12 protein-coding genes and 1 tRNA gene are annotated in these 14624 nt (G+C 75.8%); 4 read left to right on the top strand and 9 right to left on the bottom strand.

Annotated features, from left to right (window positions below; all coding sequences use genetic code 11):
* Nucleotides 1–13: 13 nt before the first annotated feature.
* Nucleotides 14–1141, bottom strand: coding sequence for a site-2 protease family protein (locus CITRIK5_RS04575; protein WP_036315175.1), 1128 nt, complete (start codon nucleotides 1139–1141; stop codon nucleotides 14–16).
* On the bottom strand, nucleotides 1138–1878 hold the full coding sequence (locus CITRIK5_RS04570; RefSeq protein WP_051995261.1) for an HAD family phosphatase: 741 nt from the start codon (nucleotides 1876–1878) through the stop codon (nucleotides 1138–1140). Before CITRIK5_RS04570 ends, CITRIK5_RS04575 begins: the two co-directional genes overlap by 4 nt.
* Nucleotides 1879–1969: 91 nt before the next feature.
* On the opposite strand from CITRIK5_RS04570, the gene CITRIK5_RS04565 reads away from it, so the two are divergent.
* Nucleotides 1970–2920, top strand: a complete 951-nt coding sequence (locus CITRIK5_RS04565) for a proteasome assembly chaperone family protein (protein ID WP_036315178.1) — start codon at nucleotides 1970–1972, stop codon at nucleotides 2918–2920.
* A gap of 22 nt (nucleotides 2921–2942) precedes the next feature.
* Here CITRIK5_RS04565 and mshC read toward each other — a convergent pair whose 3' ends face one another.
* From mshC to CITRIK5_RS04550, 3 genes are all read right to left on the bottom strand, one after another.
* Nucleotides 2943–4211 (bottom strand): cysteine--1-D-myo-inosityl 2-amino-2-deoxy-alpha-D-glucopyranoside ligase, encoded by a 1269-nt coding sequence (gene mshC, locus CITRIK5_RS04560; protein WP_159833157.1) that lies wholly within the window; start codon nucleotides 4209–4211, stop codon nucleotides 2943–2945.
* Between the two features lie 64 nt (nucleotides 4212–4275).
* A complete protein-coding gene (locus tag CITRIK5_RS04555; protein ID WP_159833155.1) occupies nucleotides 4276–5109 on the bottom strand; it encodes an undecaprenyl-diphosphate phosphatase in 834 nt (277 codons plus the stop codon).
* 69 nt (nucleotides 5110–5178) lie between these two features.
* On the bottom strand, nucleotides 5179–5397 hold the full coding sequence (locus CITRIK5_RS04550; protein WP_036315190.1) for a hypothetical protein: 219 nt from the start codon (nucleotides 5395–5397) through the stop codon (nucleotides 5179–5181).
* A 93-nt stretch (nucleotides 5398–5490) separates the two neighbouring features.
* On the opposite strand from CITRIK5_RS04550, the gene CITRIK5_RS04545 reads away from it, so the two are divergent.
* Nucleotides 5491–5730, top strand: coding sequence for a DUF5703 family protein (locus CITRIK5_RS04545; protein WP_036315193.1), 240 nt, complete (start codon nucleotides 5491–5493; stop codon nucleotides 5728–5730).
* A 52-nt stretch (nucleotides 5731–5782) separates the two neighbouring features.
* Here the strand turns inward: CITRIK5_RS04545 and CITRIK5_RS04540 are convergent, their stop codons facing one another.
* On the bottom strand, nucleotides 5783–7108 hold the full coding sequence (locus tag CITRIK5_RS04540) for a M20/M25/M40 family metallo-hydrolase (protein WP_102708390.1): 1326 nt from the start codon (nucleotides 7106–7108) through the stop codon (nucleotides 5783–5785).
* Between the two features lie 116 nt (nucleotides 7109–7224).
* Here CITRIK5_RS04540 and CITRIK5_RS04535 point away from each other — a divergent pair.
* A tRNA-Leu gene (locus CITRIK5_RS04535) sits at nucleotides 7225–7308 on the top strand.
* 85 nt (nucleotides 7309–7393) lie between these two features.
* The gene (malQ, locus tag CITRIK5_RS04530; RefSeq protein WP_159833153.1) at nucleotides 7394–10903 is read left to right on the top strand and encodes a 4-alpha-glucanotransferase; all 3510 of its coding nucleotides are present in this window, start codon (nucleotides 7394–7396) and stop codon (nucleotides 10901–10903) included.
* Nucleotides 10904–10970: 67 nt separating this feature from the next.
* On the opposite strand, the gene CITRIK5_RS04525 is transcribed toward malQ, so the two are convergent.
* The 3 genes from CITRIK5_RS04525 to CITRIK5_RS04515 are packed head-to-tail and all read right to left on the bottom strand — an operon-like array spanning nucleotide 10971 to nucleotide 14592.
* Nucleotides 10971–11864, bottom strand: a complete 894-nt coding sequence (locus CITRIK5_RS04525) for a MaoC/PaaZ C-terminal domain-containing protein (RefSeq protein ID WP_044658921.1) — start codon at nucleotides 11862–11864, stop codon at nucleotides 10971–10973.
* 2 nt (nucleotides 11865–11866) lie between these two features.
* Nucleotides 11867–13216: a 3-oxoacyl-ACP reductase gene (locus tag CITRIK5_RS04520; RefSeq protein WP_036383386.1), complete on the bottom strand. Its 1350-nt coding sequence runs from the start codon at nucleotides 13214–13216 to the stop codon at nucleotides 11867–11869.
* Between the two features lie 32 nt (nucleotides 13217–13248).
* Nucleotides 13249–14592, bottom strand: coding sequence for an acetyl-CoA C-acetyltransferase (locus CITRIK5_RS04515; RefSeq protein ID WP_061867265.1), 1344 nt, complete (start codon nucleotides 14590–14592; stop codon nucleotides 13249–13251).
* Between the last annotated feature and the right edge of the window lie 32 nt (nucleotides 14593–14624).

Raw genomic sequence — 14624 nt, 5'->3', positions numbered from 1 at the left:
GGGCTCCTTCGGTTCAGGGACGCCGCGTCGCGTCGACGGCGGCGAGGATCGTCTCGCGGGGCACCACGGAGCGCACGAGGCCGTGCGCGTCGGTCAGCACCCACACGGGGGTCTGGGGGTCGGCCAGGCGGGCGGCCAGGTCGGGACCGGCGGCGGGGACGTCGTCGCGGACGAGGACGGCCTCCGGAGCCAGGGCGACGGCGACCGCGGCCAGGGCGGTGGTCGTGCGGCGCGCCGGGGTCAGGCCCGCCGCGGCCGTGAGGTCCAGCACGCCGCGGGGCCGACCGGCCCCGTCCACGGCCACGACGGCGCGGCGGCCGCCGTCCGCCTGGGCCAGGGCCTCGGCGACGCTGAGGTGCTCGGGCAGGGCGATGGCGGGCGCCTCGACCTGCTCGAGCCGCAGGGTCTCCAGCCGGCGGCTCCAGCGCCCGTGGCGCACGGCGTCGTCGGCGCCCCGCCACAGCGTGAGGGCGACCCAGGCCGCCAGGACGACGACGAACAGGTCCGGCGCGCGGCCCGCGAGGGTCGGGGGGCCGAGCACCGCCGCGAGGACGCCCACCGCGACGACGCGCCCGGCCCAGCCGGCCGCCTCGACGCCACGGGCCCGGGAGCCGGTGGCGGCCCAGACGGCGGACTCGACCATGCGGCCGCCGTCGAGCGGGGTGCCCGGCAGCGCGTTGAACGCGGCCAGGAGGAGGTTGGCCCACACCGTGACCTCGAGCAGCAGGGCGGGAACGGACGGGCCGGGCACGGCGCGGGCCGCCAGATGGGCGAGGCCCGCGAGCACGAGGTTCGCGGCGGGGCCGGCCATCGCGGTGAGGACCGTGTCCAGCGGTCGAGCGGACGGGCTGCGGAACTGGGTGTGCCCGCCCCACAGGGTGAGCGCGATCTCCTCGGTGCGCTGGCCGAAGGCGCGGCCGGTGAGGGCGTGGGCGGCCTCGTGGACCAGGACGGAGAGGGCCAGGAGCACGGCGTACCCCAGGGCGACCGCGTAGGCGCCGCCGCCGATCGCGGGCAGCGCGCGCTGGATCTGCGGGCCGAACGCGAGGGTGATGACCGCGGCGATCAGGAGCCAGGACCAGGACAGGCGCACCGGCGCGCCGGCGATCGTGCCCAGCCGGACGGAGGCGGGCCCGCTCATCCGGCCCCGTCCGCCCCGGGCCCGCGCGCGGCGGCGATCCGGCGGACCGCGGCGAGGTCGGCCGGCGTGCGGCCGGCGAGCGTCGTCCACTCGACGGTCGCGAGCCCCGCCGGCAGCGGCAGCACGCTGGGCACGCCGACCGTCGGCAGGCCCGCGGCCACGGCCGCGCCGACGCCCACCGGGGAGTCCTCGACCGCCACACAGTCGGCGGCCGTCAGCCCCGGTGTCCGCTCGGCCAGCAGCTGCAGGCCCAGCTGGTACGCCTCCGGGTCGGGCTTGCCCCGGGAGACCATGTCCCCCGAGACGACGACGTCCAGCGTGCCCGCCGGCGCCCGCTCGGCCAGTGCGCGGGCCAGTGGGGCATGGGACATCGTCACGAGGGCGCCCGGCACGCCGGCCTCGGCGAGCGCGACGAGCAGCTCCCGGGCACCCGGCCGCCATGGCACCCCACGGACGACCCCCTGGACGACCTCGTCCATCGTCAGGTCGATGATCCGCTGCACGGGCAGGTCCAGCCCGGCCTCCTGCAGGCGGCGCGCTCCCTCGTCGAGGGGGCGTCCCACGAGGGAGGCGGCCAGGTCATCCGACCAGGTGCCGCCGTGCTCGACCACCAGGCGGCGCTGGACGGCGTTCCACAGGGGCTCCGTGTCCACGAGGGTGCCGTCCATGTCCCACAGGACGGCGCGTGGCAGGCGGCGGGCACGGTCGTCCGGGGCGGGCGCGGGGTGGCGGGGCATGGAGTGCATCCTATCGAGCGCCGCCGCCGGGGTGTGCCGGGCGGGTCGCGGGCCGTGGCCCCGTCGTCGGGCCGTGTCTAGGCTGGCCGCCATGACCGACGCTACCTCCGAGGACCAGCCGGACGACGTCCTGGGCCCGCTGCGGACCCACCTGACGGCGACCGTGGACGAGCTCGAGGCCGGGCGGCGGGCCCCCACGGTCCTGTTGCTGGCCTTCGAGGGGTGGAACGACGCCGGGGAGGCCGCGACCGGGGCCCTGGGCGCGCTGCGGGAGCAGTGGGACGCGGCGGACGCGGGACGGGTGTGCGACGGCGAGTTCTACGACTACCAGGTCACTCGACCCCTGGTCCGGCGCGACGCCGACGGGCTGGGGACGCTGGACTGGCCGGCGGTCACCCTGCACGAGGCGCTCCTGGACCGTGAGGGTCGGCCCGTCGCGGGCGAGGCCGCCCCGCCGGACGGGGTGCGTGTGCTCCTCGCCGTCGGCGTGGAGCCGAACGTGCGGTGGCGCGCGTTCCTCGAGGAGCTGTTCACGGCGGCCGACGCGCGTGACGTGGACGCCGTCGTGACGCTGGGCGCGCTGCTGGCGGACGTGCCCCACACCCGGCCCCTGCGCGCCCGCCCGACCTCGCCGCTCGTGGACGTGCGGGTGGCCGTCGGCGCGGACCGTCCGGTCTACGAGGGGCCCACCGGGATCATCGGCGTCATCGCGGACGAGGCCGCGCGCCGCGGCCTGCCGAGCCTCTCGCTGTGGGGGACGGTGCCCCACTACGTGGCCCAGGCGCCCTCCCCCAAGACGCTGCTCGGGCTGGTCGAGGCGGTCGAGGACCTGCTGCACGTGAGCGTGTCCACGCGCGGGCTCGAGGACGACGCGAGGGCCTGGCAGCGCGGCGTGGACGAGCTGGCCGCCGAGGACCCCGACGTCGCCGCCTACGTCCGGCAGCTCGAGGAGGCCCAGGACACCCAGCAGCTGCCGGAGGCCTCGGGCGAGTCGATCGCGCGGGAGTTCGAGCGCTATCTGCGCGGGCGCGGCGGACGCTGACGCCCGGCCGCGCCCGGCGGGGTCAGCGCAGGCGCAGACCCAGCAGCGCCGCCACGACGTCGACCACCGACACCGGGTCGGCGGCGGCCTCGGCCAGGCCCGGCAGGGTGCCGGCCGCCCATGCGTCGAGGGCCTCCAGCGCGCGGGGGGCGTCGAGGTCGTCCGAGAGCGCCGCGTGCACCGCGTCCAGCACGGCGACGCCGGCGGCGGCATGCGGTCCGTCCAGGGCGGCGCGCCAACGGGCCACCCGCGCCTGGGCGTCGGCCAGCACCTGCTCGGACCACTCCCAGTCCGACCGGTAGTGGTGCGCGAGGATCGCCGCGCGGACGGCCACCGGCTCGACGCCCCGCGCCCGCAGGCGGGAGACGAGTTCGAGGTTGCCGAGGGACTTGGACATCTTCTCGCCGTCCAGGGCCACCATGCCGGTGTGCGCGTAGGTGTGCGCGAGCGGCAGGCCGTCGACGGCGGTGGCGTGCGCGGCGGAGAACTCGTGGTGCGGGAACCGCAGGTCGGAGCCGCCGCCCTGCACCGTGAACGGAGCCGGCAGGTGGGCCCGGGAGATCACGGAGCACTCGATGTGCCAGCCGGGCCGGCCGGAGCCGAGCGACCGCCCGTCCCAGGCCGGCTCGCCCTCGCGGTGCACACGCCACAGCAGCGGGTCCAGCGGGTCGCGCTTGCCGGGGCGGTCGGGATCGCCTCCCCGCTCCGGGAACACCGCGGCCATCTCGTCCAGGCCCATCGCGGAGACCTGCCCGAGACGCCAGTCGGTCGCGGACTGGGCCGCGCGGACGTCGAAATAGACGTCCCCGTCGGGCTCGCCGTCGCCGCCCGGCACGCGGTAGGCCCGGCCCGCCGCCAGCATCGTCTCGACGGCGTCCACCACCAGGCCCACCGCCTCGGTCGCGCCGACGTAGTGGTCCGGGGCGAGCACCTCGAGGGCGGCCATGTCCGCACGGAACAGGTCGGTCTGCTCCTCGGCGAGCGCGCGCCAGTCGACGCCGGTCGCCTCGGCCCGCTCGAGCAGGGGGTCGTCCACGTCGGTCACGTTCTGGACGTAGGCGACCTCGAGACCGGCCGCGCGCCAGTAGCGGTGCAGCAGGTCGAAGGCCACGTAGGTGCTCGCGTGGCCGAGGTGCGTCGCGTCGTACGGGGTGATCCCGCAGACGTACAGCGAGGCGCGCTGGGCGTCGTTGCCCGGATGCCGGGTCCGTCCCGTGGCGGTGTCGTGCAGCCGCAGCCGGTCGGGGCGGCTCGGCACGGCGGGCGGGGCGGGGGTGCTCCAGGACTTCACGGGACTCCTCACATCGGGGTGGTTCGGCGGTGCCGGGCCGTCATGCCCGGCGGCGGGAGCGGGCTCAGGCGTTGATGACGCCCGCACCCAGCAGGGCGAACAGGACGCCGCCCAGGAGGATGCGGTACCAGACGAACGGCAGGAACGAGTTGGTGCTGATGAAGCGCATGAGCCAGGCGATGACCGCGTAGGCCACCACGAAGGCGATCGCGGTCGCGACCAGCGTCTCCCCCATGCCGTACGGGCCCTGCGTGCCGGGATCGGTGAGCGAGGTGTACAGCTTGTACAGGCCGGAGGCGAACACGGCGGGCACCGCCAGCAGGAACGCGTAGCGGGTGGCGGCGGGCCGGGTGTAGCCCATGGCCAGGCCGGCCGCGATGGTGCCGCCGGAGCGCGAGACGCCCGGGATCAGCGCGAGGGCCTGGGCCAGGCCGTAGAGGACGCCGTCCCGCACGGTGAGCTTCTCGAGCGGCTTGGTCTGACGGCCGAGCCGGTCCGCCAGGGCGAGCAGGACGCCGAACACGATGAGCATGGTCGCCGTGATCCACAGCGACCGGAACTCCGTGTCGATCCAGTCCTCCAGCAGCAGGCCCAGGACCGCGATCGGGATCGAGCCCACGATGATCAGCCAGCCCATGCGCGCATCGGGGTCCGAGTGCGGGATCCGCCCCGTGACCGCGGCGCACCACCGGCCGATGATGCGGGTGATGTCGCGCCAGAAGTAGATGAGGACCGCCAGCTCCGTGCCGAGCTGCGTGATGGCCGTGAAGGCCGCCCCCGGGTCGGTCGCGGAGGGCAGGAACTCGCCCACGATGCGGATGTGGGCGGAGGAGGAGATGGGCAGGAACTCCGTGAGGCCCTGCACCAGGCCCAGGATGATGGCTTCGATCCACGTCACGGAGGGTCACTGTACGCCACGGCCCCGGGTGGGAACCCGGGGCCGTGCGGTCCGTCACGAGCGGGACGGTCAGTCGTCGTCGTCCTCGTCGTCGAAGAGGTCGAGCGGGGTGACCTCCTCGGTGTCCGCGTACAGGGCGTCCTCGTAGGCCTCGAAGGCGTCGGCCACGGCGAAGAAGGCGGCTTCGACGGCGGGGTCGTCCTCGCCCCGCTTGTTCTGCGCGGCCACGAGGTGTTCGTTCAGGGCGGTGGTGAGGGCCTCGAGGGCCATGCGGGCGTCAGAGCTCATGGGTGAACGGTAACCCGGTGGCCGGTGACGCGGCCAGGGGTGGGCCGTGCGGGACCGGCCGCCGGACCCGACGCCGTCTGCCAGGATGGGCGGGTGCGTGAACAGCTGATGTCCTCGACCCTCGACGCGATCTCCCGCGGACAGAAGTGGGAGTACCTGGTGATGACGGTCGCCGCCCACGAGTCCCTCGCCGACGCCCGGCGGCGCCTCGTGGAGCACGCGGAGTACGGCCAATGGGAGCTGCAGCGCTCCGTGCACTACCGTGACGGGGCGCGCCGCTACTGGATGCGCCGCCGGGTGATGCGCGTGGCCTCGACCCTGCAGACCCTCTGAGGCGCGGGCGCGACGACGGCGCCCCGGCCGTCGTCGCCGCCCGCTGCCCGGATCAGCGCGGCTCCAGCATCCGCTCGAGCACCCGGCAGCCGAACTCGAGCGCGTCCACGGGCACCCGCTCGTCGATGCCGTGGAACAGGGACGTGAAGGCCAGGTCGGCAGGCAGGCGCATGGGCGCGAAGCCGTAGCCGGTGATGCCCAGCCGGGAGAGGGACTTGTTGTCCGTGCCCCCGCCGAGCATGAACGGCAGCACCTGGGCCTCGGGGTCCTCCGCCTGTAGCGCGGCGATCATCAGCTCCACCAGGTCTCCGGAGAAGGGGGTCTCCAGGGCGACGTCCCGGTGCTCGGGTGCGATGGTCACCTCGGGGCCGGCGAGCTCGGCGATCGTGGCGAGGGCGGACTCCTCCTCCCCGGGGATCAGGCGGACGTCCACGGTGCCGGTGGCCGAGGACGGGATGACGTTGTGCTTGTAGCCGGCGGTCAGCCCCGTCGGGTTGGACGAGGTGCGCAGGGTGCCGGCCACCCAGGAACGGGCCTGCCCGAGCGCGTCGAGCTGGGGCGTCGGGTCCGTCTCATCGAAGTCCACGCCCATGATCTCGGCCACCTGTTCGAGCAGCGCGCGCGTGGTCTTGGTGTACACGAGCGGCCACTCGTGCCCGCCGATGCGGGTCATGGCGCCGGCCAGCCGGGTGACCGCGTTGTCCGGGTGCGGGGCCGAGCCGTGCCCGGGGGCGCCCTCCGCGGTGAGGTTGAGCCAGGCGAGCCCCTTCTCCGCGGTCTGCACGAGGTAGGCGCGCGAGCCGTGCACCTCGGTGGAGAAGCCCCCCACCTCCGAGATCGCCTCGGTGCACCCGTCGAACACCTCGGGGTGGTGATCCACGACCCAGCGTGCGCCGTAGACGCCGCCGGCCTCCTCGTCGGCGAAGAACGCGACCGTCAGGGGTCGCCGCGGCCGGCGGCCCGTGCGGGCCAGGTGCAGCAGCACCGCGAGCACCATGGCGTCCATGCCCTTCATGTCCACGGCGCCGCGCCCCCAGATCATGCCGTCCTTGAGCTCGGCGCCGAACGGGTCCACGCTCCACTCGTCCGCCTCGGCGGGGACCACGTCCGTGTGCCCGTGGATGACGAGCCCCGGCGCCTCCGGATCCCAGCCCGGCAGGTGTCCGACGACGGAGACCCGGCCCGGCGCCGACTCGAAGAAGCGGGGGGTCATCCCCGCCTCGGTCATGAGCCGGGCGCAGTACTCCGCGGCCTCGGGCTCACCGACGGAGACGTTGCCCCCGCGGTTGGTCGTGTCGATCCGGATGAGGTCGCGGCAGATCTCCACGACGCGGTCCTCGGGGCGCGAGCGGGCGGGGTTCTCGATGTTCTCGACCATGGTTTTGAGCCTAGCCCGAACCCGTGCTATCTTTCTCGAGTTGCCTGGAGCGGGACGGACCGGACAGGACCGGAGTGCGGTGGGCGACGGAGCCTCTCCCAGGGCTCCACCGATGAGCGCGAGTGGCGGAATTGGTAGACGCGCAGCGTTGAGGTCGCTGTGTCCGCAAGGACGTGGGGGTTCAAGTCCCCCCTCGCGCACCGCTCGTCGAGCAGCAGGGCCCCGGTCGTCACGACCGGGGCCCTGCGTGTTCCCCGGCCCGGCGTCCCCTCTAGAGTGGTGTCCGTGCGACGGCAGGCGCCGTCGGTGGAACCGCACGACGGCATGGAGGACCCGATGGCCCTGGAAGCCCCCGCACTGCTGCATCGGCTCGCGCGAGCCCACGGGGTGCAGCCCGAGTACGTCGGGCAGGACGGCTCGGCCCAGACCGTGCCGGACGAGGCCCTCGTGAAGGTGCTCGCCGCTCTCGGGGTGTCGGTCCGTCCGGACGGGGTCGCCGCTCTGGCCGAGGCGCTGGAGGAGGCGGAGACGGCCCCCTGGCGGGACGTGCTCCCGCCCACCGTGGCCGCCCGGTCCGGCCACCGCCTGTCCGTGCCGTGCCACGTGGCCGCGGGCGAGCCGGTCGTGGCCCGCGTGCGCACGGAGGACGGGCGGACCCTCGAGGTGAGCGTGAGCGAGCCGGTGTCCGAGGTCCGCCTCGTGGACGGCGTCGAGCGCGAGCGCGTCCACGTGCAGATCCCCGCCGACCTCGCCCCGGGCTGGCACCGGCTGGAGGTGACCAGCGGCTCCGGCTCCACCGCCTCCGCGGTCCTGGTCTGCGCCCCGTCCCGGCTGAGCACGGCGCGTCCCTTCCTCGAGCGCCGCGGCTGGGGCGCGGCCGCGCAGGGCTACTCGGTGACCTCGGCGGACTCGTGGGGCATCGGCGACGCGGCGGACATGGCGTCCCTGGCCGAGATCGTCGCCCGGCACGGCGCCGACTTCCTGCTGCTGCACCCCCTGCACGCGGTCGAGCCCGGCCCCCATCCGGCGGACTCCCCCTACTCCCCCGTCTCCCGTCGGTTCCTCTCGGCGCTGATCGTGCACGTGCCCTCGATCCCCGAGTTCGCCGACCTGCCCGCCGCGGAGCAGGCGGAGCTGCGGTCGGCCGGCGCCCGCGTCCAGGCGGAGCTGGAGCGCACCGGCCGGATCGATCGGGCCGCCGTCGCCGCCGTCCTGTGGCCCGCGCTGCGCCGCGTGCACGAGGTGCCCCGCTCCCCCGAGCGCGAGGCCGCCTACGCGCGGTTCCGCGCCGAGGCCGGCCCGGGCCTGGACGACTTCGCCCTCTGGTCCGTCCTGCGCCTGGACGGCGACGGCACCGGGCCCGATCTCGCCGACCCGGCCTGGGCGCCGGGCGGGGTCGAGGCCGAGCGGGTCCGCGTCGAACGCGCGACCGACGTCGACCTGCACCGCTGGGTGCAGTGGATCGCCGCCGAGCAGCTCGCCGGCGTGCACCAGCGGGCCCGGGCGGCCGGCATGCGCATGGGCGTCATGGTGGACCTGGCGGTCGGGGCGACCGGCGAGACCGCGGACGCGTGGATGCTCGGGGACGTGCTGGTGCCGACCATGTCCGTCGGCGCGCCGCCCGAGCTGTTCAACCAGCTGGGCCAGGACTGGTCACAGCACCCCTGGCATCCGCGCCGCCTGGCCGAGACCGGCTACGCCGCGTTCCGGGACATGCTGCGCACGGTGCTGCGCGGCGCGGGCGGCATCCGCATGGACCACGTCCTGGGGCTGTTCCGCCTGTGGTGGATCCCGGAGGGCGCCGGTGCCACCCAGGGCGCGTACGTCGAGTACGACCACGAGGCGATGCTCGCCGTGCTCACGCTCGAGGCCGAGCGGGCCGGCGTCGTCGTGGTGGGCGAGGACCTCGGCACGTTCGAGCCGTGGGTGCAGCGCCGCCTGGCCGAGGCCGGCGTGCTCGGCACGTCGATCCTCTGGTTCGAGCAGGAGGACGGCGAGCCCACCCCGCCGGAGCGCTACCGGCGGCTGGCCATGGCGGCGGTGAACACGCACGACCTGCCGCCCACGGCCGGCTACCTCGAGGGCGTCCAGGTGGACCTGCGCGAACGGCTGGGCCTCTACACCGTGGACGTCGCCCAGGAACGCCGCCGGTCGGCGGAGGAGGTGCGCGCGTTCCTCGCCGCCGCGGCCCGGCGCGGGCTGCTCGCCGAGGCGGACGTGGACGTCCCCGACGCCGGCCCCGAGGTGCGCGAACGCCAGATCGTGGCCCTGCACCGCCTGCTCGCGCAGGCGCCCTCGGCCCTGCACAGCGTGGCGCTCGTGGACGCCGTGGGCGAGCGGCGCATCCAGAACCAGCCCGGCACCCTCCAGGACCAGTACCCGAACTGGACCGTGCCGCTCGGCGACGGCGCCGGACGGATGGTCTCCGTCGAGGACCTGGCGGACTCGGCGTCGGCGGCCCGACTGTTCGACGCCGTGGACGCCGAACTGCGGTCGTCCGTGCCGGTGGGGATCGGGGTCAGCCTGCACACCTCCCCCCTGGCCCAGCCCGGCCGCGGCGACGCCGGCGGCATGAACGTCTACGTGCGGCAGGCCGCCGTCGCCCTGGCCCGCCGGGGCGTGCGGATGATCCTGCTGACCCGGGCGGAGGAGCCGGTGGGAGCGGACGGCGCACGGGTCCGGATGGTGGACGCCGGCGGGCAGGCCCCGCCGGTCACGGTCGTGGACCTCGCCGCCGGGCCGTCCGCTCCCGTGCCCAAGGAGGAGCTGGCGGGACTCGGCGCCGAGTTCACCCGCGCGGCCCTGGACTGGCTCGCCTCGGACGCCGTGCCGGGCGGCCCCGTCCTCGGTGGCGCGGACGCCCCGCCCGTCGCGTTCGTGCACGGCCACTACTGGCTCTCCGGGTCCACCGCCGCGGCGCTGGCGCGGGCGGCCCACGCCCCGTACCTGCAGACCATGCACACCACGGCGGCGGCGAAGATGCTCGAGGACCCCGAGCTGCGCGAGCCGGACGCCCGGGTCGAGGCCGAACGCGGAATCGTCGAGCGGGCCGACCTGCTCGTGGTCAACTCCGCCGCCGAGGTCGCCGACCTGCGCGAGCTGCTGGACGTGCCCCGCGCCCGCACCCGGGTGCTGCCCCCCGGGGCCGACCTCGAGACGTTCACGCCGGACGGCGCCGCGCAGTGGCCGGGCGCGCCGGAGGACGACGGGGCCCTGCGCGTCCTGTTCGCCGGTCGCGTGCAGCGTCACAAGGGCCCGCACCTGCTCGTGTCCGCCCTCGGGGTGCTGCGCGAGCGGGCCGGTGGCGCGGGCGTCGACCCGGGCGTGCGCCTGCATGTGAACGGGGCCGCCTCGGGGGACAACGGACTGGACCTGGCGGGACTGGCCGCGCGGGAGGGGGTCGCCGACCTGGTGACGTTCTCCGGGCCGGTGCCCGCGCCTGCCCTGGCCGCCCAGTTCCGGGCGGCGGACGTCGTGGCGATGCCGAGCGCGTCCGAGACCTACGGCCTGGTCGCCCTCGAGGCACAGGCCTGCGGCACGCCCGTGCTGGCGCACCGGGTCGGCGGACTGGTCTACGCGGTCCTCGACGGCGTGTCCGGCCGCCACGTGACGGCGGGCACCCCCGAGGCGTGGGCCGAGGCCCTGGCCGAGATCCTGGCGGATCGTGATGCCTGGGCGGCACTGGGGACCGGCGCCGTGCGCCACGCCGCCGGTCACTCGTGGGAGGCCTACGCGGACGGGCTGCTCGAGGCCGTCGCCGCCGTGCCGCGGCGGTCGCCCGGGCTGGACGCCTGACCGCCCGAACGCACCGGCCCGCCGAGACAGCGAGTCTCGGCGGGCCGGTGCGCGGGCCCGGGGGCCGTCAGGACTCGAGCGGAGTGATCTCCCCGGAGAAGTGCGGGCGCCGGCGCCGCGCATCCCAGCCGTACACGCGCGTGCCGCCGTCAGGCCCGGGCTCGTAGCGGACGGCCACGGTGGTCGGCAGCACGACGGGCGCCTCGAAGTCGATGTGCCAGCGGAACCCGGCGCCGGCCGGCTCACGGCCCTCGAGCATCCGGGCGGCCAGGAACATCCCGTGGGCGATCGCGCCCTTCATGCCGAACAGTCGAGCCGAGACGCCCGTCAGGTGGATCGGGTTCCAGTCCCCGGAGACGCCCGCGTACCGGCGTCCGGCCCCCGTCCCGAAGCGCCACTGGGCGGTCGGCGTCGGGGGCACGAAGTCCGGGCGGGCGGGCCGCTCGGGACGCAGGCCGGAGAGGTGGACGCCCTTGGCGAGGTACCGGGAGACGCCCTCCCACAGCAGTGCCTCCCCGCCGTCGTCGCCGGGCCCCTCGACGGTCACGACGACGTCCACGGCGGTACCCGCGTGGTGCGGGACGAGACCCACCGCACGCGCGGTGACGCGCAGGGCGGTCTCAGCCGGGACGGGCCGGTGGTGCAGGACGGTGTTGCTCAGGTGCACCAGCCCGGGCAGGGGCAGCGGGAACTCGGGGTCGGCCATCAGCTCCATCGCCGCGCCGAACACCTGGGTGTGCACCAGGACCGAGGGCAGGTCCGCCGGATCCGCGGACCCGACGGCCCCGCGCCACGCGGTCACGGCCTCGGCCGGGATGCGGTGGCCGGTCACGACCACCTGACGGTCCGGGAGCTCGCGGGGACGGCGCCGACGGACGACGGCGTCCGTGGCGGCCCGCCCCGCGGCGCGGACGTAGAGCCGGCCGAGGGAGGGCGGGGCGGACAGCTGCGTGGTCTGCATCCTCACGCCCCCAGCTTCGACTGGCCGCAGACCCGCAGCGTGGCCCCGTTGGTGCCTCCGGCGGCGTCCGAGGCGAGCCAGGCCACCGTCTCGGCCACGTCCTGCGGCAGACCGCCCTGCTGCAGCGCGTTGAGCCGCCGGCCCACCTCGCGCGTGGCGAGCGGGATCTTCGCGGTCATCTCGGTCTCGATGAAGCCCGGGGCCACCGCGTTGATCGTGCCCCCGCGGGCCGCGAGGACCGGGGCGGACGCCGCCGTCAGGCCGATGACCCCGGCCTTCGAGGCCGCGTAGTTCGTCTGGCCGCGGTTGCCCGCGATGCCGGAGATGGAGGCCAGGCCCACGATGCGCAGCCCCTGACCCGCCACGTCCCGGGCGTCCTCGGCGAGGAACGCCTCGTTCATGGCCAGCTGGGCCGTGGTGTTCACGGCGAGGACGGAGTCCCAGCGCGCGGCGTCCATGTTGGCCAGCATCCGGTCCCGGGTGATCCCGGCGTTGTGCACCACCACGTCCATCCGGCCGTGCCGGGTGCGGCAGTGCTCGAGGATGCGAGCGCCCGCGTCCGGCGCCGTGATGTCCAGGGCGAGCGCCGTGCCGCCGACCTCGTTCACGACCTCGGCCAGCGCCTCGCCCGCCGCCGGGACGTCCACGCCGACGACCACGGCCCCGTCGCGGGCGAGCGTCCGCACGATGGCGGCGCCGATGCCGCGGGCGGCACCGGTGACCACGGCGACCTTGCCGGCCAGCGGGCGCGCCGCGTCGGCGGGGACAGCGCCGTCGGCGGTGGCGACGGGCACGAACTGGCCGGAGACGTACGCCGCGCGGCCGGAGAGCAGGAACGCGAGCGCGCCGGCCGCACCGGGGGCGGTGAGCGGCACGCCCTCGCCCAGGACCAGGCCGTTGGCCGTGCCGCCGCGGCGCATCTCGTGCGCGATGGAGCGGGTCAGGCCCGTCACGCCCTGGCGGGCGGCGCGCAGGGTCGGGTCCGTGGCGGCCTCGGGGTCCTCGAACACCGTCACCACGCGCGAGGAGGAGCCCAGCGAGCGCAGCGCGCCGCCGATCTCCAGCGCCACCGCGCCGAGGTCCGCGGGCGTGGCGACCCCGTCGAAGCACGCGACGATCGCCGCGTGGCGGGCGCCCTCCCGGGGGGCGTCGGCGACCTCGAGGCCCCACGAGGCCAAGAGGGTGCGGGCGTCCGCGGCTGCGGGGGTCGCGCCCAAGACGAGCACGGAGCCGGGCAGCACGGGGTCGCCGGGGGTGTGCCGGCGCAGCTCGACGGGCTGAGGCAGGCCCAGGGCGCCGGTGAGGCGGCGGCCCAGGGGCGAGGCGACGAAGGTGCCGTAACGGTCGGTCATGGTCGGTCCTCTCGGGTCGGGTCGGTCGGGGCTCAGCGGCCGCGGAGCAGGGCGACGATGCCCTGGCCGCCGGCGGCACAGACGGAGATGAGGCCGAGGGAGCCCTCCCCCTTCTCATGCAGCATCTTGGCCAGCAGGGCGACGATGCGGCCGCCGGTGGCGGCGAAGGGGTGACCGGCCGCCAACGAGGAGCCGTGCACGTTGAGCCGGGCGCGGTCCACCGAGCCCAGCGCACCCGGCAGCCCGAGGCGCTCGCGGCAGTACTCCTCGTCCTCCCAGGCGGCGAGCGTGGACAGGACGGTGCCGGCGAACGCCTCGTGGATCTCCACGAAGTCGAGGTCGTCGAGGGTGAGCCCGTGCCGGGCCAGCAGGCGCGGGACGGCGTAGGCGGGGGCCATGAGCAGGCCCTCGTGTCCGTCGACGAAGTCCACGGCGGCGTTCTCCATGTCCACGAACTCGGCGAGCACGGGCAGTCCGCGCTCGGCGGCCCACTCCTCGGAGGAGAGCAGCACCGCGGAGGCGCCGTCGGTGAGCGGGGTGGAGTTGCCGGCCGTCATGGTCGCCTCGTCCCCCAGCTGGCGGCCGAACGCGGGCTTCAGGCCGGCCAGCTTCTCCGGCGTGGAGTCGGGGCGGAGGTTGTTGTCGCGGGCCAGGCCGTGGAACGGGGTCACCAGATCGTCCATGTACCCGGCGGCGTAGGCGGCGCCGAGGTTCCGGTGGGAGGCCGCGGCGAGCTCGTCCTGGGCCTGACGGGTGATGCCCCACTTGTGGGTGGTCAGGGCCTGGTGCTCGCCCATGGACATGCCGGTGCGCGGCTCGCCCGCGCCGGCCGGCTCGGGCACGAGCTGCCCGGGGCGCAGCTGGGCGAGGGCGCGCAGGCGGTCCTTCGTGGTCTTGGCGGTGTTGAGCTGCAGCAGCACGCGGCGCGCGCCGTCCGAGAGCGAGACGGGCGCGTCCGAGATCGAGTCCACGCCGCCGCCGATGGCGGAGTCGAGCTGGCCGAGCCGGATCTTGTTGGCGAGGGTGCCCAGGGCCTCCATGCCGGTGGCGCAGGCCACCTGGACGTCGGCGGCCGGGGTGGCGGCGGAGAGCGCGGAGCCCAGGACGGCCTCGCGGGTGAGGTTGAAGTTGCGCGGGTGCTTGAGGACGGCGCCGGCGGTGACCTGGCCGATGCGCTCGCCCTGGAGCCCGAACCGCGCGACGAGGCCGTCGAGCGTGGCCGTGAGCATCTCCTGGTTCCCGGCCTCGGCGTAGGCGGTGTTGGCACGGGCGAAGGGGATGCGGTTGCCGCCCAGGATGACGGCGGGGCGCAGCGCTCCACCGGCGACGGCGGGGCGGGAGGCGGTCTCGGACGCGGGGGTCTCGTGGTGGGTCATGACGGTCCTCTCGACGGCGGGCCCACCGCCGA

Source organism: Micrococcus sp. 116 (genome assembly GCF_902506395.1).
Taxonomy (GTDB): domain Bacteria; phylum Actinomycetota; class Actinomycetes; order Actinomycetales; family Micrococcaceae; genus Micrococcus; species Micrococcus luteus.
This window is presented reverse-complemented; position numbering and strand designations above follow the sequence as displayed.